Annotated in this window: 19 protein-coding genes; 12 read left to right on the top strand and 7 right to left on the bottom strand. The window is 71.4% G+C overall.

The features are described 5' to 3' along the window. Positions 1–41 precede the first annotated feature (41 nt). Both OG828_RS29600 and OG828_RS29595 read left to right on the top strand, forming a co-directional pair. The gene (locus OG828_RS29600) at positions 42–968 is read left to right on the top strand and encodes an RNA polymerase sigma factor SigF (protein WP_328502844.1); all 927 of its coding nucleotides are present in this window, start codon (positions 42–44) and stop codon (positions 966–968) included. Positions 969–1,178: 210 nt separating this feature from the next. Beyond that, the gene (locus OG828_RS29595; RefSeq protein ID WP_328502843.1) at positions 1,179–2,681 is read left to right on the top strand and encodes an RICIN domain-containing protein; all 1,503 of its coding nucleotides are present in this window, start codon (positions 1,179–1,181) and stop codon (positions 2,679–2,681) included. 48 nt (positions 2,682–2,729) lie between these two features. On the opposite strand, the gene hutI is transcribed toward OG828_RS29595, so the two are convergent. The 4 genes from hutI to hutU all read right to left on the bottom strand — a co-directional run bounded on the left by hutI (position 2,730) and on the right by hutU (position 8,309). Then, positions 2,730–3,905 (bottom strand): imidazolonepropionase, encoded by a 1,176-nt coding sequence (gene hutI / locus OG828_RS29590; protein ID WP_328440269.1) that lies wholly within the window; start codon positions 3,903–3,905, stop codon positions 2,730–2,732. Between the two features lie 32 nt (positions 3,906–3,937). Next, positions 3,938–5,275 (bottom strand): formimidoylglutamate deiminase, encoded by a 1,338-nt coding sequence (locus OG828_RS29585; protein ID WP_328502842.1) that lies wholly within the window; start codon positions 5,273–5,275, stop codon positions 3,938–3,940. Next, the gene (locus OG828_RS29580) at positions 5,272–6,474 is read right to left on the bottom strand and encodes an allantoate amidohydrolase (protein WP_328440267.1); all 1,203 of its coding nucleotides are present in this window, start codon (positions 6,472–6,474) and stop codon (positions 5,272–5,274) included. Before OG828_RS29580 ends, OG828_RS29585 begins: the two co-directional genes overlap by 4 nt. A 170-nt stretch (positions 6,475–6,644) precedes the next feature. After that, on the bottom strand, positions 6,645–8,309 hold the full coding sequence (gene hutU / locus OG828_RS29575; protein ID WP_328363301.1) for a urocanate hydratase: 1,665 nt from the start codon (positions 8,307–8,309) through the stop codon (positions 6,645–6,647). A gap of 174 nt (positions 8,310–8,483) precedes the next feature. On the opposite strand from hutU, the gene OG828_RS29570 reads away from it, so the two are divergent. From OG828_RS29570 to OG828_RS29550, 5 genes are all read left to right on the top strand, one after another. Next, positions 8,484–9,863 carry a diaminopimelate decarboxylase gene (locus OG828_RS29570; protein ID WP_328502841.1) on the top strand — a complete coding sequence of 460 codons (1,380 nt, stop codon included), beginning with the start codon at positions 8,484–8,486 and terminating at the stop codon, positions 9,861–9,863. 169 nt (positions 9,864–10,032) lie between these two features. Continuing rightward, on the top strand, positions 10,033–10,425 hold the full coding sequence (locus tag OG828_RS29565; protein ID WP_328363295.1) for a hypothetical protein: 393 nt from the start codon (positions 10,033–10,035) through the stop codon (positions 10,423–10,425). After that, the gene (locus OG828_RS29560; RefSeq protein ID WP_328440265.1) at positions 10,422–11,171 is read left to right on the top strand and encodes a transcriptional regulator; all 750 of its coding nucleotides are present in this window, start codon (positions 10,422–10,424) and stop codon (positions 11,169–11,171) included. The genes OG828_RS29565 and OG828_RS29560 overlap by 4 nt, the downstream gene beginning before the upstream one ends. Before the next feature lie 22 nt (positions 11,172–11,193). Further along, on the top strand, positions 11,194–11,679 hold the full coding sequence (locus OG828_RS29555) for a roadblock/LC7 domain-containing protein (RefSeq protein ID WP_328502840.1): 486 nt from the start codon (positions 11,194–11,196) through the stop codon (positions 11,677–11,679). A 13-nt stretch (positions 11,680–11,692) separates the two neighbouring features. Then, positions 11,693–12,067 carry a hypothetical protein gene (locus OG828_RS29550; RefSeq protein WP_328363286.1) on the top strand — a complete coding sequence of 125 codons (375 nt, stop codon included), beginning with the start codon at positions 11,693–11,695 and terminating at the stop codon, positions 12,065–12,067. Positions 12,068–12,161: 94 nt separating this feature from the next. On the opposite strand, the gene OG828_RS29545 is transcribed toward OG828_RS29550, so the two are convergent. The 3 genes from OG828_RS29545 to OG828_RS29535 all read right to left on the bottom strand — a co-directional run bounded on the left by OG828_RS29545 (position 12,162) and on the right by OG828_RS29535 (position 15,231). Continuing rightward, the gene (locus OG828_RS29545) at positions 12,162–12,746 is read right to left on the bottom strand and encodes a hypothetical protein (RefSeq protein ID WP_328502839.1); all 585 of its coding nucleotides are present in this window, start codon (positions 12,744–12,746) and stop codon (positions 12,162–12,164) included. Between the two features lie 119 nt (positions 12,747–12,865). Beyond that, positions 12,866–13,726 carry a MurR/RpiR family transcriptional regulator gene (locus OG828_RS29540; protein WP_328363280.1) on the bottom strand — a complete coding sequence of 287 codons (861 nt, stop codon included), beginning with the start codon at positions 13,724–13,726 and terminating at the stop codon, positions 12,866–12,868. After that, on the bottom strand, positions 13,723–15,231 hold the full coding sequence (locus OG828_RS29535) for an aromatic amino acid ammonia-lyase (RefSeq protein WP_328363277.1): 1,509 nt from the start codon (positions 15,229–15,231) through the stop codon (positions 13,723–13,725). Before OG828_RS29535 ends, OG828_RS29540 begins: the two co-directional genes overlap by 4 nt. A 141-nt stretch (positions 15,232–15,372) precedes the next feature. On the opposite strand from OG828_RS29535, the gene OG828_RS29530 reads away from it, so the two are divergent. The 5 genes from OG828_RS29530 (at position 15,373) to OG828_RS29510 (ending at position 19,165) form a co-directional block, all read left to right on the top strand. Further along, positions 15,373–16,416 (top strand): ABC transporter ATP-binding protein, encoded by a 1,044-nt coding sequence (locus tag OG828_RS29530; RefSeq protein WP_328502838.1) that lies wholly within the window; start codon positions 15,373–15,375, stop codon positions 16,414–16,416. Further along, positions 16,413–17,054 (top strand): ABC transporter permease, encoded by a 642-nt coding sequence (locus OG828_RS29525; protein ID WP_328502837.1) that lies wholly within the window; start codon positions 16,413–16,415, stop codon positions 17,052–17,054. The genes OG828_RS29530 and OG828_RS29525 overlap by 4 nt, the downstream gene beginning before the upstream one ends. Then, on the top strand, positions 17,054–17,716 hold the full coding sequence (locus tag OG828_RS29520) for an ABC transporter permease (RefSeq protein ID WP_328372273.1): 663 nt from the start codon (positions 17,054–17,056) through the stop codon (positions 17,714–17,716). The genes OG828_RS29525 and OG828_RS29520 overlap by 1 nt, the downstream gene beginning before the upstream one ends. A gap of 10 nt (positions 17,717–17,726) precedes the next feature. After that, on the top strand, positions 17,727–18,659 hold the full coding sequence (locus tag OG828_RS29515) for an ABC transporter substrate-binding protein (protein ID WP_328363267.1): 933 nt from the start codon (positions 17,727–17,729) through the stop codon (positions 18,657–18,659). 74 nt (positions 18,660–18,733) lie between these two features. Further along, a complete protein-coding gene (locus OG828_RS29510; protein ID WP_328372271.1) occupies positions 18,734–19,165 on the top strand; it encodes a hypothetical protein in 432 nt (143 codons plus the stop codon). Positions 19,166–19,600 lie beyond the last annotated feature (435 nt).

The raw sequence follows: 19,600 nt of genomic DNA, 5'->3' as shown, positions 1-19,600 counted from the left end.
GCAGTGCACGCACAGGCTTCGGCAGCCATATGCCGAGAACGATGGAGGACATCATGTCACCCCGGCTCGACGCATCGCATACCCAGACAGCGACGTCGGCATCCCCCTCGGAACATCTGGATCCCATCGCGGACACGGACGTGCCCCCGGAGCAGGACGACCTGCTCGCCGGTCTTCCGGACATCCCCCCGTACGACGAGGTGGGGCCGGTGGACGCACGGGCTCTCTCCAAGACCCTCTTCGAGCGGCTGGAGTCGCTGGAGGAAGGCACGCACGAATACTCGTACGTCCGTAACACGCTCGTCGAACTCAACCTCGCGCTGGTCAAGTTCGCCGCCTCCCGCTTCCGCTCCCGCAGCGAGCCGATGGAGGACATCATCCAGGTCGGCACCATCGGCCTGATCAAGGCGATCGACCGCTTCGAGCTGAGCCGCGGTGTGGAGTTCCCCACCTTCGCGATGCCGACCATCGTCGGCGAGATCAAGCGCTTCTTCCGCGACACCTCCTGGTCCGTGCGCGTACCGCGCCGACTGCAGGAACTCCGGCTCGACCTGGCCAAGGCCGGTGACGAGCTGGCCCAGAAGCTCGACCGCGCCCCCACGGTCGGTGAGCTGGCGGAGCGGCTCGGTCTGTCGAAGGACGAGGTCGTCGAGGGCATGGCGGCGTCCAACGCCTACACCGCCAGCTCGCTCGACGCCCAGCCGGAGGAGGACGACGCCGAGGGTGCGCTCGCGGACCGGATCGGCTACGAGGACCACGGGATCGAAGGCATCGAGTACGTCGAGTCGTTGAAGCCGCTGATCGCCGAACTGCCGTCCCGGGACCGGAAGATCCTCTCGCTGCGCTTCGTCGCGGGAATGACCCAGTCGGAGATCGGCGAGGAGCTGGGGATCTCGCAGATGCATGTGTCACGGCTGCTGTCGCGGACGCTGGTGCGGCTGCGGAAGGGCCTGACGGTCGAGGAGTGACCGAGTCGTAGACGTGAGAGCGCGGTCCGGCCGACTGGCCCGGGCCGCTTCTCATTGCGCCTCTCGTTGCTGCCTCTCGTTGCCGCTCTCATTTCGGTTGCTGATTTCGGTTACCCGGAGATACGTCTTTCCCCAAAGGTCTCCCTCCATCACTATGGGCACCCCAAACTGGCCGGTACGTCAGGAGCGGGAGGCGAGGAGGGGCCAGGGATGGCGCAGGGCGACACAGGAAACGGCGTGCACTCCGGGGCGTCCGACGCGCGGCTGACCGAGCTGCTGCGCGCCGACACCCCGACCGCGTACCCGGCGCTGCAGGAACTGCGCGAACGCCACCGCCCTGCCGTCCTCGCCTACGCCCGCCTCTGCACGACCGGCGAGTCGGCGGCCCGGCAACTCGCCGCCCAGGCCTTCACCCTCGCCGCCCGCGAGACGGCACGCGGCACCGACCCGGGCGTGCCCTGGCGACACCGGCTCCTGCTGCTCGCCGGACAGGTCGCCGCGTCGTGGGCCGGCGACGAGCGGGCGGCAGGAGTGGACGCGGGCCTGCTACTGGTGCTGAACACGGCCGCGCCGGTCCCCTCGATGCTCCCGGCGTTCCAGACACTCCCCTCCCGCACGCAGGGCCTGATCTGGTACGCGGTGGTGGAGCGCGAACCCGACGAGCGCACCGCCGCGCTGCTCGGCCTCACCCGCGCCGACGTGACCTACGGCACCGCCCCCGCCCTCCAGCAACTCGCCCAGGCCTGTCTGCGCACCCGCCTCGCCGCCTCGGACGACCCGCGCTGCGCGGACTTCCGCCGCCTCATCGAGGAGGCGGTACGGCCGGACAGCCCACGCGACAGCGCCGACCTGCACGCCCACATGGACCACTGTCCGCATTGCACGGCCGCGTTCGAGGAGCTCTCGGCGCTGCGTGACACCCCGCGCACGGCGCTGGCGGAGGGGCTGCTGCCGTGGGCGGGGACGGCATACGTCCTCAGCGACACGAGCGAGCCGAGGAGCAACAGCCGTACGGCTACGAGTACTTGGCCTCAGTCCCGTCGCTTCGCGCTGGCCTCGGCGGTGCTGGGCGTGGCGTTGGTGCCGCTGTTGGTCTATCTGTTGTCGCCGGACGGGTCGTCGTCCGTGGGCGCCGCGGGGTCGGTCACCACACCGCCGGGTGCGCCGCCGGTGACGGTCACGGCGACGGTTCCGGTGAGCCCGTCTCCTTCCCCTTCGGTGACCTCCAAGTCACCGTCCCCGTCGCCCTCTCCTTCACCGAGTTCGAAGCCGCCGAAGTCACCCTCGCCCTCACCGACGTATGAACCGCCGGGCCCTGCGTACGCCCAGGTGGTGAACTCGGCGTCGGGGCTGTGCCTGGACATCCGCGACGGAGAGACGGAGAAGGGCACGGATGTCATCACGGCGCCGTGCGGTGCGTCCCCTACGCAGCGGTGGCGGGTGGACGCGGGGCGGGGTGTCGTCCAGTCGTACGCCGACCCCGAGTACTGCCTGGACAGCCGGGGTGACACCGACAGGGGCGTGGGCATCTGGGAGTGCGCGTCCGTGGACAGGAGCAACGGGCAGAACCTGAAGTTCGCGGTGGGCGGTGACGGGGTGATCCGTCCGGCGATCGCGGTCGAGACGGCGGTGACGCCGGATGGCGACGGGGGTGTGGAGCTGGTGGCGGTGAGCGGGGGCGCGGAGCAGCGGTGGCGGGCGGGGGGGCGGTGACAGCGGTCGCCCGGGGGCGCGTGACGGCGAGGAACAGGCGGAGGGTCCTCAGACCAGCCGCTCGCCCCTGCGCCACACGCCGGTGACCAGGGGCACGCCCGGCCGGTAGGCCAGGTGGACGTGGCTCGGGGCGTCGAGGAGGGTGAGGTCGGCCCGGGCGCCCGGGGTCAGGTGGCCGATGTCGTCGCGGCGGAGGGCTGCCGCGCCGCCCGCCGTGGCCGACCAGACCGCCTCGTCCGGTGTCATCCCCATGTCCCGTACCGCGAGGGCGATGCAGAAGGGGACGGAGGAGGTGAAGGACGAGCCCGGGTTGCAGTCGGTGGAGAGGGCGACGGTGACGCCCGCGTCGAGGAGGCGGCGGGCGTTCGGCCACTCGGCGCGGGTGGAGAACTCGGCGCCGGGGAGCAGCGTGGCGACGGTGGCGCTGCCGGCCAGGGCGTCGACGTCCGCGTCCGTGAGGTGGGTGCAGTGGTCGGCGCTGGCGGCGTCGAGTTCGACCGCGAGCTGGACGCCGGGGCCGTAGGAGAGCTGGTTGGCGTGGACGCGCGGGTGCAGGCCCTTCGCCTTGCCGGCGGTGAGGATCGTGCGGGCCTGGTCGCCGTCGAAGGCGCCCTTCTCGCAGAAGACGTCGATCCAACGGGCGTACGGGGCACACGCGTCGAGCATCTCGCCGGTGACCAGGGCGACATACGCGGCCGGATCGTCGGCGTGGTCCGGGGACACGATGTGGGCGCCGAGGAAGGTGACCTCGTCCGTGTGCGCGGCGGCGATGCGCAGGGCGCGGGACTCGTCCTCGACGGTCAGGCCGTAACCCGACTTGGTCTCGAAGGTGGTGGTGCCCTGGCGGAGGGCCTCGTCGAGGTAACGGGTCAGGTTCGCCTCGAGTTCCGCGTCGCTCGCGGCGCGGGTGGCGGCGACGGTCGTACGGATGCCGCCCGCGCTGTAGGACCGGCCGGACATCCGGGCGTTGAACTCGGCGGTCCGGTCGCCCGCGAAGACGAGGTGGGAGTGGGAGTCGACGAAGCCGGGGAGGACGGCCCGGCCGCCGGCGTCGACCCGATTGTCAGTGGCGGGTGCTTTGCTTGATTCACCGGTCCACACGATGCGGTCGCCGTCGATGACGACGGCCGCGTCCTGGATCAGACCGAGGGGAGAACCGTCACCGAGGGAGGGGTTGTTGGTGACCAGCGTGGCGATGTTGGTGATGGCGGTGCTGCTGCTCATGGCGTCCTCGTGGGTGCTGGGGTCGGCGGCCGTCAGGCGCGGAGGGCATCGACTGCCCGCGCGAGAGCTTGCGGCACATCGGGTACGAGGGCGTGCGCCCCGTCTCGTACGACGTGCCGCCCCCCGACGATCGTGTGCCGTACGTCCGCTGCCGTCGCGGCGAATACGGCTGTCTCGGCGCCGAGCCTGGGCAGCGGCCCCGCCGTTCTGACCGAGTCGAGGGCGACCGTCGTGAGGTCGGCGAGAGCGCCCGTCTCGATGGTGCCCGCGTCGCCCCAGCCGAGGGCCGCGTGACCGTCGGCGGAAGCGGCGCGCAGTAGGGCGGCGGCCGTCCAGTGACCGCGGGTGCGGGTGCGCAGCCGCTCGTTCAGCTCCATCGCGCGTGCCTCTTCGAGCAGGTCGATGACGGCATGGCTGTCGGAGCCGAGGCAGAGCGGGGAGCCGGCTTTCTGCAGGGCGGCGGCGGGCCCGATGCCGTCGGCCAGGTCCCGCTCGGTGGTCGGGCACATGCAGGTGCCGGTGGTGCCGGCGCCCAGGAGCCGGATGTCCTCGTCGGTGAGGTGGGTGTTGTGCACGCCGGTGGTGCGCGGCCCGAGGACACCGTGCTCGGCGAGGAGCTGGGTGGGCGTGCACCCGTGGACCTGACGGCAGGCGTCGTTCTCGGCGGTCTGCTCGGACAGGTGCACATGGAGCGGGGCCCGCCGCTCCTGTGCCCACCGCGCCACGGTCGCCAACTGGTCGGCGGGCACGGCCCGTACGGAGTGAATCGCCGCGCCGATTCGCGCGTGATCCCGTTCCTTGAGAACTGAACAGCGTTCTGCCCAGGCGTCCGCGCCGCCGTCGGAGAAGCGGAGCTGGTGGGTGTTGGGCGGCTGTCCGAAGCCGGAGGAAAAGTAGGCGGTGTCGAGGAGGGTGATCCGGATACCGGCGTCGGCGGCTGCCGCGATGAGGGCTTCGCCCATGGCGTTGGGGTCGGCGTAGGGGGTGCCGCCGGGGGCGTGGTGGACGTAGTGGAACTCACCGACGGACGTGATGCCGGCGAGTGCCATCTCGGCGTACACGGCACGGGCCAGCGCGTGGTAGCTGTCCGGGGTCAGCCGGTCGGCGAACGAGTACATGACCTCGCGCCAGGTCCAGAAGGTGCCGGAGCCGACCTGGACGGTGCCGCGCAGGGCACGGTGGAAGGCGTGACTGTGGGCGTTGGCGAGCCCGGGGAGGGTGAGTCCGCGGAGGATGTCGGCGCCGGGGGGCGGGGTGTCGACGCCCCGGCGGACGGCGGTGATCCGCCCGTCCTGCATGTCGATCGCGACGCCGGGCTCGACGTGGGTGTCGAGCCAGGCGTGCTCCAGCCAGTAGGTCTTCGGTGTCACCTGCGGGCCAGCCCTTCCAGTACGTCGGCGAGTGCGGTCACCCCGGCCACGCAGTCGTCCTCGGCCGCGAACTCGGCCGGGGAGTGCGAGACGCCCGTGGGGTTGCGCACGAACAGCATGGCGGTCGGGATGGTCCCGGAGAGGATCCCGGCGTCGTGTCCGGCCCCGGTACCCAGCACGGGCACCTTCAAGTCGGTGTCCTGGCCGAGGATGCGGCCGAGTTCGTCGCGCAGGGCGTGGTCGAACTCGACGACGGGCGTGAAGGACTCCCGGACGACGTCGAGGTCGATGCCGTGGGCGTCGGCGTACTCACGCGCGGCTTTCTCGACGCCGCCCACCACCGCGTCCAGGCTCTCCTGGTCGGCGGCACGGGAGTCGAGCCAGCCACGCACCAACGAGGGAATCGCGTTCACCCCGTTCGGCTCGACCACGATCTTGCCGAAGGTGGCGACGGCACCGGCGAGTTCAGCCTCCCGGCGGGCGGCCAGCACCGTCTCGGCGTACGACAGCATGGGGTCACGCCGGTCCACCAGCCGCGTGGTCCCGGCGTGGTTGGCCTCACCCCGGAAGTCGAACCGCCACCGTCCGTGCGGCCAGATGGCGCTGGCGATCCCGACCCGATCGCCGCTGAGGTCCAGCGCCCGCCCCTGCTCGACATGCAGCTCGACGAACGCACCGATACGAGCCAGCCGTTCGGGGTCCGGCCCGATGGCCTCCGGGTCGTACCCGGCGGCCTCCATGGCCCGCGGCAGCGTCACCCCGTCCCCATCGGTCAGCCGGTGCGCCTGCTCGACGGTGAGCTGCCCGGCGGCCAGCCGAGACCCGACACAGGCCAGCCCGAACCGCGCGCCCTCCTCATCGCCGAAGTTGACGATGGCGAGGGGCTTGGTGAACCGGGTGCCACGCCGACGCAGCTCATCGAGCGCGGCAAAGGAGGACACGACCCCGAGCGGCCCGTCAAAGGCCCCACCATCGGGCACGGAATCAAGATGCGACCCGGTGACGACAGCGTCCCCCTCAGCCGGATCCCCGAGCCACGCCCACTGATTACCGTTCCGGTCAAGCTCATACGTCAGCCCACGCCCCTCAGCCTGCCCCCGGAACCACTCCCGACACTCGGCATCAGCACCGGTCCAGGCGAATCGGCGATACCCGTGGGAGCCGGGATGCCGCCCGATGGGAAGCAACTCCCGCCACATCTCCTGAAAGGAGCCGGTAGCCCCGCCAGGCTGCGAGCCCGCAGTCCCGCCACCAGGCTGTGGGCAGTCGTTCCGCAGGGCGGAACGGGTGGGCACAGCCGGACCCGCGGTCGGCGACGAGACCTGAGCCCCCGCCGGAGGGTTGCCGCCCCGCTCATCTCCCGGAAGGGTCACGCGTCGTCACCTTCGCGCATAGGCACCCGCACACCCCGCTCATCCGCAGCCGACTCCGCGATGTCGTACCCGGCATCCACATGCCGGATGACCCCCATCCCGGGGTCATTCGTCAGCACACGCCGCAGCTTCTCGCCCGCGAGCTTCGTGCCGTCGGCGACCGAGACCTGCCCGGCGTGGATCGACCGCCCCATACCGACCCCACCGCCATGGTGAATGGACACCCAGGACGCACCGGACGCCACGTTCACCATCGCGTTCAGCAGAGGCCAGTCGGCGATCGCGTCGGAGCCGTCCAGCATGGCCTCGGTCTCCCGGTACGGAGACGCCACGGACCCACTGTCGAGGTGATCCCGCCCGATCGCCAGCGGCGCGGCCAGCTCACCGCTCGCCACCATGTCGTTGAACCGCTCACCGGCCTTGTCCCGCTCCCCGTACCCGAGCCAGCAGATACGCGCGGGCAGCCCCTGGAAGTGGACCCGCTCACCGGCCATCTTGATCCAGCGGTGAAGGGACTCGTTCTCGGGGAAGAGGTCGAGGATCGCCTTGTCGGTCTTGGCGATGTCGGACGCCTCACCGGACAGCGCGGCCCAGCGGAAGGGGCCCTTGCCCTCGCAGAAGAGGGGGCGGATGTAGGCGGGGACGAACCCGGGGAAGGCGAACGCCCGCTCGTACCCGGCGAGTTGTGCCTCGCCACGGATCGAGTTGCCGTAGTCGAAGACCTCCGCACCGGCGTCCATGAAGCCGACCATCGCCTCGACATGACGGGCCATGGACTCACGCGCACGGGTCGTGAACCCGGCGGGGTCCTTCGCGGCGTAGGACGCCATGTCGTCGAAGTCGACGCCGAGCGGCAGGTACGACAGCGGATCGTGCGCGGACGTCTGGTCCGTCACGATGTCGATGGGGGCGCTCTCGGCGAGCATGCGCGGCAGCAGCTCCGCCGCGTTGCCGAGCAGGCCGATGGAGAGCGGACGCCGGGCGTCACGGGCCTCGACGGCGAGCTGGAGGGCGTGCTCCAGGGAGTCGGCGCGTACGTCGAGGTAGCGGTGCTCGATACGGCGCTCGATGGCGCGCGGGTCGCAGTCGACGCAGATGGCGACGCCGTCGTTCATGGTCACGGCGAGCGGCTGGGCGCCGCCCATGCCGCCGAGCCCGGCGGTCAGCGTGATCGTCCCCGCCAGCGTCCCGCCGAACTTCTTCGCGGCGACGGCGGCGAAGGTCTCGTAGGTGCCCTGGAGGATCCCCTGCGTGCCGATGTAGATCCAGGAGCCGGCGGTCATCTGGCCGTACATGGTGAGGCCGAGCTGCTCGAGGCGGCGGAACTCCTCCCAGTTGGCCCAGTCGCCGACGAGGTTGGAGTTGGCGATGAGGACGCGCGGTGCCCACTCGTGGGTCTGCATGACGCCGACGGGGCGGCCGGACTGGACGAGCATGGTCTCGTCCTGCTTGAGGGTCCGCAGCGTGCGGACCATCGCGTCGAAGGAGCGCCAGTCACGCGCCGCCTTGCCCGTGCCGCCGTAGACGACGAGCTTGTCGGGGTGCTCGGCGACCTCGGGGTCGAGGTTGTTCTGCAGCATCCGCAGGGCGGCTTCCTGCTGCCATCCCAGGGCACTCAGTTCCGTACCGCGCGGGGCTCGTACGGGGCGGGGTCCTGACATGGTCTGCCTCCTAGCGGATGTACTGCGGATGTACGCGGACTGTTGCTGTCGTTATTCACATCCTGACTTCATGAATAGAACTAGTCAATACATGGTCGCGTCAGCATGGGTAGGTCACCGGTGTTTGGCTGGATACACAGGCCGGCCGCGGGCAACGACACGACGGGGGATGCCATGGACAACCTCACCGACCACCGCGAGAGCGGCCTCGAACGGACCGGCCGCCGCGACGACGCGGTCCGCGCGGCCGTGGAGCAGGGGCTGCTCGGCCCGGACACTCCCATCGTCGGGCTTCTCGACGTCACCGGCATCCGGGAGTCGGCGGCCGAGCTGCGGGCGGCGTTCGACGCGGTCGTGGCGCCGGGGACGCCGGTGCTGCACGCCTTCGCGGTGAAGGCGACCCCTCTGGTGCCGGTGCTGCGACTGCTGCGGGACGAGGGGATCGGCGCGGAGGTGGCGAGCCCGGGTGAGCTGGCCCTGGCGCGGGCGGCGGGGCTGTCGCCGGACCGGACGGTGCTGGACTCGCCCGCGAAGACCCCGGCCGAGCTGCGCGAGGCGCTGGCGCTGGGGATCGCCGTCAACGCGGACAATCCGCAGGAGCTGGACCGTATCGACGGGCTGATGAAGTCCGCGATCAGCCGCTCACCCCTGGGGATACGGGTGAATCCGCAGGTCGGCGGGGGTTCCATCGAGGCGACTTCCACGGCGACGGCGACCTCGAAGTTCGGGGTGGCGCTGCGGGACGAGGGGGCGCGGGAGTGGGTCGTACGGGCGTATGCCGTGCGCCCGTGGCTGACGCGGCTGCATGCGCACACCGGGTCGCAGGGCATCCCGCTGTCGCTGATGGCGCGGGGCACCGCGGAGACGTTCGCGCTCGCCGAGGAGATCAACCGGCGGATCGGGCGGCCGCAGATCGACACGATCGACATCGGCGGCGGGCTGCCGGTGAACTTCGCCTCGGACGCGACGACGCCGACGTACGCGCAGTACGCGCGGGTGCTGCGGGAGGAGGTGCCGGGGCTGTTCGACGGGCGGTACGGGCTGGTGACCGAATTCGGGCGGTCGTTGCTGGCCAAGCACGGGACGGTGGTGGCGCGGGTCGAGTACGCCAAGAGCGCGGGCGGGCGGCGGGTGGCGGTCACGCACGCGGGCGTGCAGGTGGCGGCGCGGACGGTGTATGTGCCGGGTTCGTGGCCGCTCAGGATCGCGGCATACGACGGGAAGGGGCGGCCCAAGGAGGGGCCCGAGGTGGTGCAGGACGTGGCCGGTCCGGCGTGCTTCGCGGGTGATCTGCTCGCCGAGGGGCGTGCGCTGCCCTTGCTGGAGCAGGGCGACCATGCGGCGGCGCTGGACACGGGCGCGTACTACTTCGCGCACCACTACGCGTACAACTCCCTTGCCCGGCCCGGGATTTACGGGTTCGCGCCGGACGGCTCCGGGGGCGTCGCCTTCGCGACGGTGCGGGAGCCGCAGAGCGTGGACGAGATCGTGGCCGAATCGGGAGGGGCGCACGCGGCCGCTCTCACCACTCTTCGCGCACCCGGGCGCCCTTGACGCACCCCGGCGGAGCTCCGGCTCAACGGCTGGGGAAAAGGGGTCAGTTGACCCACCTTAGTCACTCGCCGCATGTTCCACTGGAAAATGCCAGAACCCTCACCCGCCGCTCACACGGAGCGTAGTTTCGGCGTCACTCAGCCGAACACCAGGCGGGAGGGGAGCCACGGTGCCCGGAATCGACGAGTGCTTACAGGAAGCCATGCGACTGCCCGGCGCCCGGGGCGCCGCCCTGGTCGACTGGACCAGCGGCCTGGCCCTGGGCTCGGTCGGCGAGTCTCCCGGCGGCGACCCGGACACGACCGCCGCGGAGACGGCCGAACTGGCCCGGCTGGCCGCCGAACACCGGGCGTTCGCGCCGCGCGACGACGCCGATGAGGCGGACCTCCCGGTCGAGGACCTGATCATCAGCAACCGGGACAGCTACCACGTGCTGCGGTTCGTGTGGACGTCCTTCGACAGCAGCGTGTTCCTGCATCTGTGGCTGGCCCGCGCGGACGGCAACCTCGCACTGGCCCGGATCCGGCTCGGTGAGATGGCCGGACGGCTGGTGCTGGGATGACGACCGTGCGTACCTCCCCGGCCACACCACCACCCCGCCTGCCGGTACGGGACCGGACGGCAGCCGATCGGCGTGCGAGGGTCGGTGTGTCGCCGATGCTCAGCCGACTCGCCGACGAGCGCGCCACCGGCGTCCTGCTGCGCGAACGCGGCACGCTCCACCTCGCCGAGGGCCATGTGGTGCACGCCGAGAGCCCGTCCTCCCCCGGCCTCGACGCGCTGCTCACCCGGCCCGACATCGCCGAGGGCGCCCTGGAGATCTGCCATCTGCTCGCGCTCTACGACGCCGCGTACTTCGCCCTGTCCCCCAGCAGCACACCGGGCCGCTTCCGTTACGAGGCCGAGCCCTCGCCCGGCCCCGGCCGCCCGGTCCCGGTGGCCGCCGTGGAACACGAGACGCTCCGCCGGCGCGACCTCCTGCACGCCATCTGGCCCGATCCCTCGACGGACGCCGATCCCCTGATCAGGGCCGACCCCGCGGACGCCCCGCCCGTCACCCCCCGGCAGCGGGCGGTCCTGACCCGGGTGGACGGCGTCCGGACGGCGACGGACATCGCACGGGAGCTGGGCCGCCCGGCGTTCCACACGCTGGTGGACATACGGCGGTTGGCGGCGGCGGGGCTGGTGACCGCGACCACCGCACACGGCGCGCGGGCCTCCGTACCCGCCGAGCCGCTGCCGCCGCCACCGCCCGATCCCGACATCGCCTTGCTGAAGAGAGTCAGGGATGCGCTGGAGGCCCTTTGACCGACCGAGGAGAAGAACCCTGATGGCGGCCGACCCGGCAATACTCGACGAACTCCACCGGCTCACCACCCGCGTCCCCCAGCTGACCGGCGCCCTCGCCGCCAGTGTCGACGGCCTGGTCATCGCCGCGGACACCCCCGGCTGCGAACCCGAGAGCGTCGCCGCCCTGACCGCCGCCGCGCTGGGCGTGGCCGTACGGATGACGGACGTCACCGGCCAGGGCGAGCTGCGCGAACTGCTCGTACGCGGCGTGCAGGGCTATGTGGCGACGTACGCGGCGGGCCGCAGCGCCGTACTGACGCTGCTGGCCCGGGACGACGTGAGCGTCGGCCGCCTCCACCTGGAGGGGCGCCGCGCGGCCACCCGTATCGGAGAGCTCGTCGACGCCCGGCCCAAGACGAGGCCGGCCCCGGCCAAGGCCGCGAACGGTGCCGTGCCCAAGCCCCCGCCCACCCGCACCAGAACTCCCCGCACCAACCGCACCACACCCACCACCACCGAAAGTTGAGAGGAGCCCCGACATGGCAAACACCGAGACCGCACTCAAAGAGGCCCTGACGTCCATAGAAGGCGCGACCGGAGTCGCGCTCGTCGACTACACCTCCGGTATGGCACTCGGCACGCTGGGCGGCAGCAAGAGCTTCGACCTCGGCGTGGCAGCCGCCGGCAACACCGACGTCGTACGCGCCAAGATGCGCACGATGGAGCACCTCGGCCTGAAAGGCCAGCTCGAGGACATCCTGATCACGCTGACCGACCAGTACCACCTGATCCGCCTGCTCACCGGCCGCAGCGGCAACGGCCTCTTCCTCTACCTGGTCCTGGACGCCAAACGCTCCAACCTGGCGATGGCCCGCCACCAACTGAGGAAGATCGAGCAGGACCTGGAGGTGTAGCGCCCCGAAGGGGCGCGGGGAACTGCGCGACCAGCCACGACGGCGCCGCACCAACCCGACGCCCCATCCCGGCACTACCAACGCAACGCACCACTCAAGCCAGCGCAGCAGCACGGCGACGCGCCCCACCCGGGGCCGCGTCGCCCGCCGCGATGCCGGTGCTGCGGTAGGCCTTCACGGTCTTACCGACCGGCCCCCCACCATTCCCGCCCAGCCAATCCACCCGCACCCACAACAACGCGTCCCCCGCCCGCTCGCGCCGCCCGAGCCACGCCGCCTTCAGCCACAGCCCGACCCCGCACCCGGCCAGCAGCAACCCGCCGGCGACCGGGACGGCAAACGCGCTGCCGAGGGCGGCGAGGAAGGCGAGCAGCAGCCACCACCGGTGCCCGCGCCGCCAGTTCCGTACCGTCACATGCCGGTCCTGGAGTACGTCGTGCTTGCCCGCGCGGGCGGCCGACTGGGCGAGGGCGACGTACCGCTTGCGCCGGCCCCAGGCCACCACGGCCGTCCCCACGATGAACAGCGCGGCCCCGGCGAGCACGCCGATCCGCCGTCCCGTCAGCCCCGGCACCAGAATCCCGATGCCTGCCGCCACCACACCCAGCCACCACATGGGCGCCGCTCCGGCCCGTACGACGACGGCCACCCGAGCCAGCCCCTGACCTCCGCGTGACACTTCCCGCCTCCTCGTCGCGTTGCCACACAGTGCTCGTTCGAGCGGGAGGTTAGCCGCACAACGTGAGACGAATCTAAGAGTCGCGTCACTTCACCGCGTCACGCGACGAAGAGCCCTTGTCACTCCACGAAAAGCCCCTTAGCCGCAGCCTTCGCGTCGAACTCCTCCAGGCGGGCCTGCGCGTCGGGCAGGTCGTCGCACATCGCCTCCAGCAGTACCCGGCCCAGCAGCATCGGCGCGCAGGCGGTGTCGAAGGCAAGCCCCGTGCCGACGGCGGCGGGCAGCAGCAGGTCGGACACCTTGGCGACCGGCGCGAACGCGGAGTCGGCGACCGTCACGACCGTCAGGCCCGCCTCCTTGGCGTAGCCCAGCGTGTCCACGACCTCCCGCGGATGCCTCGGCAGCGCGAAGCACAGCAGGGTGGACGCGCCGGCCCGGACCGCGGCGTCGATCCGGTCGTGGATCATCGTGCCGCCCTCGTTGAGCAGCCGGACGTCGGGATGAACCTTGGCGGCGAAGTAGGCGAAGCCGTACGCCTGGGAGGCCGCGGCCCGCAGCCCGAGCACCGGCAGCGGGCGGGACGCGGCCAGCAGCCTGCCCGCCCTCGCGACCGGCCGGGGATCGGCCAGCAGCTCCGCCAGATGCCTCAGGTTCTCGATCTCGGCCTCGACGGCCTGCTGGTACTCGTTGTACGACGCCGAGGCCCCCGTCTGTTCGGCGGGCGCGACCTCGCGCAGGTGCTTGCGCAGCGCGGGGTAGCCGTCGAAGCCGAGGGCGACCGCGAACCGGGTCACCGACGGCTGGCTGACCCCGGCCAGCTCGGCCAGCTCCACGCTGGACAGGAACGGCACCTCGGCCGCCCGCCGCACCATGCTGTGCGCGATGCGCCGCTGGGTCGGCGTCAGCCGGTGCCCCTCGAAGAGCGCCTGCAGCCGTGCGGCCGGGCTGTCGGTCACGCTCGTACTCCCCTCGGCGGTCATGACTCGCTGCCCCTCCAGATGTCCGTGAAACGGTCCAGCAGTGCGGTCGCGGCCGTCACGTCGTCCGTGAGCGGCCGGTCGGCCAGGTCGTCGTCGAGCACCGACTCGGCCAGTTCCAGCGCCCGGCCGACCGGCAGCTCGGGGTCGGGCCTGAGGCCGCGCAGGTGCAACGCCCGTACGGCGGCGACGAGTTCGCAGCCCACCACGAGACGGTACGCGCCGCACGCCCGCAGCGTCTGCCGGGCGGCGAGCGAGGCGAAGCTGGCCTGCTCCTCGACGCCCCGGGAGAGTACAGCGTGGCCGAGCGACGCGGGAGCGGAGAAGGCCCGCAGATCGCCGAGGGCCGCCGCGGCGGCGTACTCGAGGATCATCACGCCGGAGGAGGCGGGTTCGTTGTCGGCGAGGAAGGGCTTGAGGCGGGTGTAGGCGGGCTCGTTGAGGGTGGACAGGCGGGAGGTGGACAGCCTCGCCACCTGTGTGAGCGCGAGCCTGAAGTGGTCCAGGGACAGGGCGAGTTGGGCCTGGTAGAAGCCGCCGTGGTGGTAGGCGGTCATGTCCTCGGGGGAGATCAGCGGGTTCTCGGCGGCGGCGTTGATCTCGACGTTCAGCACCTCCTCCAGCGCGTCCGCCGCGTCCTGCGCGGGCCCGTGGATCTGGGGCAGGCAGCGGAAGCCGTACGGGTCCTGGATCCGCCCGAGGGGAGGGGTCGGCCGGTCCGCCGCACCGAGCAACTCCCGCATCCGGCGGGCGACTTCGGAGGAACCCCGGTGCGGGCGGGCGGCGTGCACGGGGGCGGCGTACGCCTCGTACGAGCCGTCGACGGCGAGCAGTGACAGCGCGCCGACGACCTGGGTGGCGCCGATCAGCCCGCGCAGTTCGTGCACGGCGAGGGCGGCCTGGCCGAGGGTGAGGGCGTTGCTGCTGATCAGCGCGAGGGCGTCGTTGTTGTCGAGGGGCTGCGGTTCGGGCGCCCCGGAGCCGCGCCACGGGTGCTCGCCGGCCAGCGCGAGCCCGACCTGCGCGAGGGCGGCGAGGTCGCCGGTGCCGACCGAACCGAACTCGTTCACGACCGGGTACGCGCCGCTCTCCAGCGCCTCGCACAGGGCGGTGACGACGGAGGGGCGCAGGCCCGCGCCGCCGGCCAGCAGCTGATTGGCGCGGACGGCGAGCATGGCCCGCACCTGCCGGGCCGGGAGCTCGTCGCCGATGCCGCCGGCGTGGCTGCGCAGCAGACGGAGGCCGTGTCCGGCGGCGGCCTCGGTGGGCACGTCCTCGTTCCGGTTGGCGCCGACGCCGGTGGAGCGGCCGTAGACGCGTCCGGTCGCGGCGATCTGCCGGGCGGCGTCCCAGGACTCCTCGGCGCGTTTCATGGCCTCGGTCCCGGGGACCGGCCGCGCTCCACCGTCGGCGAGGCGCACGACGTCCGCGACGCCGAGCCCGACACCGTCGAGGACGACCAGGCCGGTATGCGCGGCCTCCGGCATGTCCACGATCCGAGACGACATAAGGCCCAAACTCCCCTCAAGTCGGACATTCGATCTTGCCTGCCGGTCATCCGTTACCTCGGATTAACGCCCGAGCATTGACAACCTATTCAGACACCAAGAACTCTGCATGACGTTATACAGCCGGGCAAGGGACACATCATGATCCAGTTCGACGCGGTCCACAAGCGCTTCCCGAACGGCACGACAGCAGTCGACGACCTCTCCCTGGAGATGCCGGAGGGCGGCGTCACCGTGCTGGTCGGATCCTCCGGTTGCGGGAAGACGACCACCCTCAGGATGATCAACCGGATGGTCGACCCGACCTCCGGCACCATCCAGGTCGGCGGCAAGGACGTCACCCGGCAGGACGCGGCCGAACTGCGCCGCTCCATCGGGTACGTCATCCAGCAGGCCGGGCTCTTCCCGCACCGCACGGTGCTCGACAACATCGCCACCGTGCCGCTCCTGCTCGGCTGGGGACGCCGCAAGGCACGCTCCCGCGCCGCCGAGCTGCTGGAGACCGTCGGCCTCGGCGCCGACACCGGCAAGCGGTACCCGCACCAGCTCTCCGGCGGCCAGCAGCAGCGCGTCGGCGTGGCCCGCGCGCTCGCCGCCGACCCGCCCGTCCTGCTGATGGACGAGCCGTTCGGCGCGGTCGACCCGGTCGTGCGCGCCCAGCTCCAGGACGAACTCGTCCGCCTCCAGCAGGAGTTGAACAAGACCATCGTCTTCGTCACCCACGACGTCGACGAGGCCGTCCGCCTCGGCGACCAGATCGCGATCTTCCGCACCGGCGGCCACCTCGTGCAGTGCGCGACCCCCGCCGAGCTGCTCGCCCGCCCCGCCGACGACTTCGTGGCCGACTTCCTCGGCGCCGAGCGCGGCCTGAAGCTGCTCTCCCTGAAGACCCTCGCCGAGGTCCCGCAGGGCCCCGCGCCGGAGGGCGGCGACTGGACCCTCGTACTGGACGAGGCGCGCAAGCCCCTCCACTGGGCACCGACATCGGACAAGGGCGACCGGATTCCCGTACGACCGCTGGGGGACACCGACTCCCTGCTGTCCGCGCTCAACGAGTCCGTCGCCTCCCCCACCGGCCTGATCGCCCGCGTCGACGCCGACGGCGTCCTCACCGGCGTCTCGTCCCGCGACGACATCCACGAGCACGCGGGCAACGCGCACAGCGAAGCGCGAGTGGCCGCATGACCATCGACTGGTCGTGGATATCCGACCACACCGACGACCTGACCACCCTCACGGTCTCCCACCTCCAGGCGGCCCTGGCCGCGGTCTTCTTCGGCCTGCTGATCTCGCTCCCGCTCGCGGTCGTGGCCCACCGGATCCGCCCCCTGCGCGGCTTCCTGCTCGGCTTCTCGAACGTGCTGTTCACGATCCCGTCGATCGCGATCTTCGTCCTGCTGCTCCCGGTCAGCGGCCTGACCCGCACGACGACCGTCATCGGCCTGACGGTCTACACGCTGGTCGTCCTGCTGCGGAACACGGTCGAAGGCCTCGACTCCGTCCCCGCGAAGACGAAGGAGGCGGCGAAGGCGATGGGCACGCGCCCGTTGCGCACGCTCCTCACGGTCGAACTCCCCCTCGCCCTCCCCGTGATCATGGCGGGCGTGCGGATCGCGACCGTCATGTCCATCTCCCTGGTCTCCGTCGCGACCTACATCGGCGACGGCGGCCTCGGCCAGCTGTTCACGGACGGCTTCCAGCGCAACTTCCCGACCCCGGTGATCGTAGGAGTGGTCCTCACACTGCTGCTCGCCGTGATCGCGGACGCGCTCCTGGTCGCCCTCCAGTACGCCCTCACCCCGTGGAAGAGGCGGCGAGCCTGATGTACGAACTCTTCAAGGACCTCGGCAGCTGGCTGACCAGCGGCGCGCAGTGGCAGGGCTCCGACGGCATCGCCCACCGCCTCGCCGAGCACCTCCAGTACTCGCTGCTCGCGACCCTCATCGCGGCCGCGATCGGCCTCCCCCTCGGCCTGCTGATCGGCCACACCGGCAAGGGCGCGTTCGTCGCGATCAACCTCGCGTCCTTCGGCCGCGCGCTGCCGACCGTCGGCCTGGTCGTGCTGGTCTTCCTCGCCAGCGGCCTGTCCATGACCCCGGTGTACGTCGCCCTGGTCGCCCTCGCGGTGCCCGCGATCGTCACCAACACCTACGCGGGCATGACGGCCGTGGACCCGGACGTGAAGGACGCGGCGAAGGGCCAGGGCATGCGCGCCCACCAGGTCCTCTTCCAGGTGGAACTCCCCCTCGCCCTCCCCCTGATCATGACCGGCCTGCGTCTGGCGCTGATCCAGGTCGTCGCCACGGCCACCATCGCCGCCTACGTCTCCTTCGGCGGCCTGGGCCGCTATGTCTTCGACGGCCTCGCCCAGCGCGACCTCGTGCAGGTGATGGGCGGCGCGGTGCTGGTCGCCGTGATCGCCATCGCCCTGGACCTCGCCCTGTCCGGCCTCCAGCGCTTCCTCTTCCGCCACCGCACCGCCTAGGGAACCCGCCATGAATCGTCGTACGCTCCTCGGCGGCCTGTTCGCAGCAGGCTCCGTCACCGCCCTGTCCGCCTGCTCCAGCGGCGTCACCTCCCTCGACGGCCAAGGCACCACCAGCGGTGGCGGCGGCTCCAGCAAGAGCGGCATCACCATCGGCACCGCCAACTTCACCGAGAACCAGGTGCTGGGCTACCTTTACGCGGCCGTCCTGGAATCGGCCGGCGTCAAGACCACCGTCCGCCCCAACCTCGGCACCCGCGAGATCCTCATCCCCGCGCTCAAGGGCGGCGACATCGACCTCCTCCCCGAGTACCAGGGCGCCCTGCTGCACTACCTCGACACCAAGTCGACGGCGACGGAGGAGGGCGAGATGCAGAACGCCCTCGCCATGGCCCTACCCGCAGGCCTCCAGGTCCTGCCCTACGGCAAGGCCGAGGACTCCGACGCCTTCGCGGTCACCCAGGAGACCGCCAAGAGGTACGGCCTGACCTCCCTCGCCGACCTGAAGAAGCAGAACGGCAAGCTGGTCATCGGCGCGGCGCCCGAGGTCAAGAAGCGCGAGGTGGGTGTCGTAGGCCTGAAGGAGGTGTACGGGGTTGAGTTCAAGGAGTTCAAGTCGCTGGACTCCTCCGGTCCGCTGGTCAAGGGCGCCCTCAAGAAGGGCGACGTGGACGTGGCCAACCTCTTCACCACCGACACCGACATCGTGGCCAACGACTGGGTGGTCCTCACCGACCCCAAGAACCTCATCCCCGGCCAGCACATCGTCCCCCTCATCGCCGACCGCAAGGCCGACTCCATCGTCCGCAAGGCCCTCGCACAGCTCGGCAACGTCCTCACCACGGCCCAGCTCACCGAGCTGAACCGCCAGGTCGACAAGGACAAGAAGGACCCGGAGGACGTGGCGAACGACTACGCCAAGCAGCACGGGCTCACCAAGTAGCCCGAGGACGAACAGGGGGGCTAACCCCAGTGCGACCCCCGTCCGCGCTGCCTACCGTGGAGCGCATGACGGGAATGGACGCGCGGGACGCCGAAGTCAAGAAGGAACTCAACGCCACCCTGCAGGCTCGCAGGGAACTGGGCGAGGAGTACGAGTCCGCGCTGGTCGACTCGTTCCTGGAGAAGGTCGACCAGCGCATCGACGGCGCGGTGGAGCGCCGGGTACGCCGGCAGCTCGCCGAACAGCAGATGGTGGTGGCCCGCGACTCGCGGTCGCCGAAGGCCAACGACTCCGACACCTTCGGCGAACGCTGGGGCTTCGGGATCGTCTCGCTGGTCCTCGCGGTACCGCTGTCCGCGATCGGCGGCGGCGTCGCGGATCTGCCGGGCCTGCTCGTCGCCTGGGCGGGCATCGTCGGCGTGAACGTGGTCCAGGCCGCCCGCAACAACCCGGGCCTGTTCCACCGGCGCAGCAAGTCCTCCCGGGACAGCGACTGGGAGGGATGACCGCGCGGGGCCTCGGGCCTGGCGGGGCCGCGTAGTGCGGGCGATGGCGGTACCCGGCGGTGCCAAACCCACCTCGGCCGAAGTCGGCCCAAAAAGCTATCGCGGGGACCGCCGCACCCCCGTTGACGGGGGGCGGGACGACGGCGGTCCCCGCGAGGGACGCGGGCCGGGTCAGGCCGGGCTTGCGCGTCCTAGGCGTCCATGGAGGTCCGGGAGCCGCTCCGGAGGTCCTTGACGCCGTTCGGCGTCGGCCGGGGCGGGGAGCCGCTCCCGCCCTGCCGACACCCACTAATGTGCCGGACCCGTGTTAAGCGGGTGCTGCGCGGACGTGACGCGCTCGTACCACTTCCGCGAAGTCCACGAAGCCCGTCGATCACCACAAGTTCCCCACGTCCACGGCCCGTTCACCGGACGTTTCCCGCTGAGGGCCTGCCC

Origin of the sequence: Streptomyces sp. NBC_00457 (assembly GCF_036014015.1) — a bacterium.
Taxonomy (GTDB): Bacteria; Actinomycetota; Actinomycetes; order Streptomycetales; family Streptomycetaceae; genus Streptomyces.
This window is presented reverse-complemented; position numbering and strand designations above follow the sequence as displayed.

Excerpts from the sequence above, each read along its gene's own strand:
- OG828_RS29600 (WP_328502844.1), top strand. The coding sequence starts at position 42 with ATGGAGGACATCATGTCACCCCGGCTCGACGCATCGCATACCCAGACA.
- OG828_RS29595 (WP_328502843.1), top strand. The coding sequence starts at position 1,179 with ATGGCGCAGGGCGACACAGGAAACGGCGTGCACTCCGGGGCGTCCGAC.
- hutI (WP_328440269.1), bottom strand. The coding sequence starts at position 3,905 with ATGAGCAGCAGCACCGCCATCACCAACATCGCCACGCTGGTCACCAAC.
- OG828_RS29580 (WP_328440267.1), bottom strand. The coding sequence starts at position 6,474 with ATGTGGCGGGAGTTGCTTCCCATCGGGCGGCATCCCGGCTCCCACGGG.
- hutU (WP_328363301.1), bottom strand. The coding sequence starts at position 8,309 with ATGTCAGGACCCCGCCCCGTACGAGCCCCGCGCGGTACGGAACTGAGT.
- OG828_RS29570 (WP_328502841.1), top strand. The coding sequence starts at position 8,484 with ATGGACAACCTCACCGACCACCGCGAGAGCGGCCTCGAACGGACCGGC.
- OG828_RS29560 (WP_328440265.1), top strand. The coding sequence starts at position 10,422 with ATGACGACCGTGCGTACCTCCCCGGCCACACCACCACCCCGCCTGCCG.
- OG828_RS29555 (WP_328502840.1), top strand. The coding sequence starts at position 11,194 with ATGGCGGCCGACCCGGCAATACTCGACGAACTCCACCGGCTCACCACC.
- OG828_RS29550 (WP_328363286.1), top strand. The coding sequence starts at position 11,693 with ATGGCAAACACCGAGACCGCACTCAAAGAGGCCCTGACGTCCATAGAA.
- OG828_RS29540 (WP_328363280.1), bottom strand. The coding sequence starts at position 13,726 with ATGACCGCCGAGGGGAGTACGAGCGTGACCGACAGCCCGGCCGCACGG.
- OG828_RS29535 (WP_328363277.1), bottom strand. The coding sequence starts at position 15,231 with ATGTCGTCTCGGATCGTGGACATGCCGGAGGCCGCGCATACCGGCCTG.
- OG828_RS29530 (WP_328502838.1), top strand. The coding sequence starts at position 15,373 with ATGATCCAGTTCGACGCGGTCCACAAGCGCTTCCCGAACGGCACGACA.
- OG828_RS29525 (WP_328502837.1), top strand. The coding sequence starts at position 16,413 with ATGACCATCGACTGGTCGTGGATATCCGACCACACCGACGACCTGACC.
- OG828_RS29520 (WP_328372273.1), top strand. The coding sequence starts at position 17,054 with ATGTACGAACTCTTCAAGGACCTCGGCAGCTGGCTGACCAGCGGCGCG.
- OG828_RS29515 (WP_328363267.1), top strand. The coding sequence starts at position 17,727 with ATGAATCGTCGTACGCTCCTCGGCGGCCTGTTCGCAGCAGGCTCCGTC.
- OG828_RS29510 (WP_328372271.1), top strand. The coding sequence starts at position 18,734 with ATGGACGCGCGGGACGCCGAAGTCAAGAAGGAACTCAACGCCACCCTG.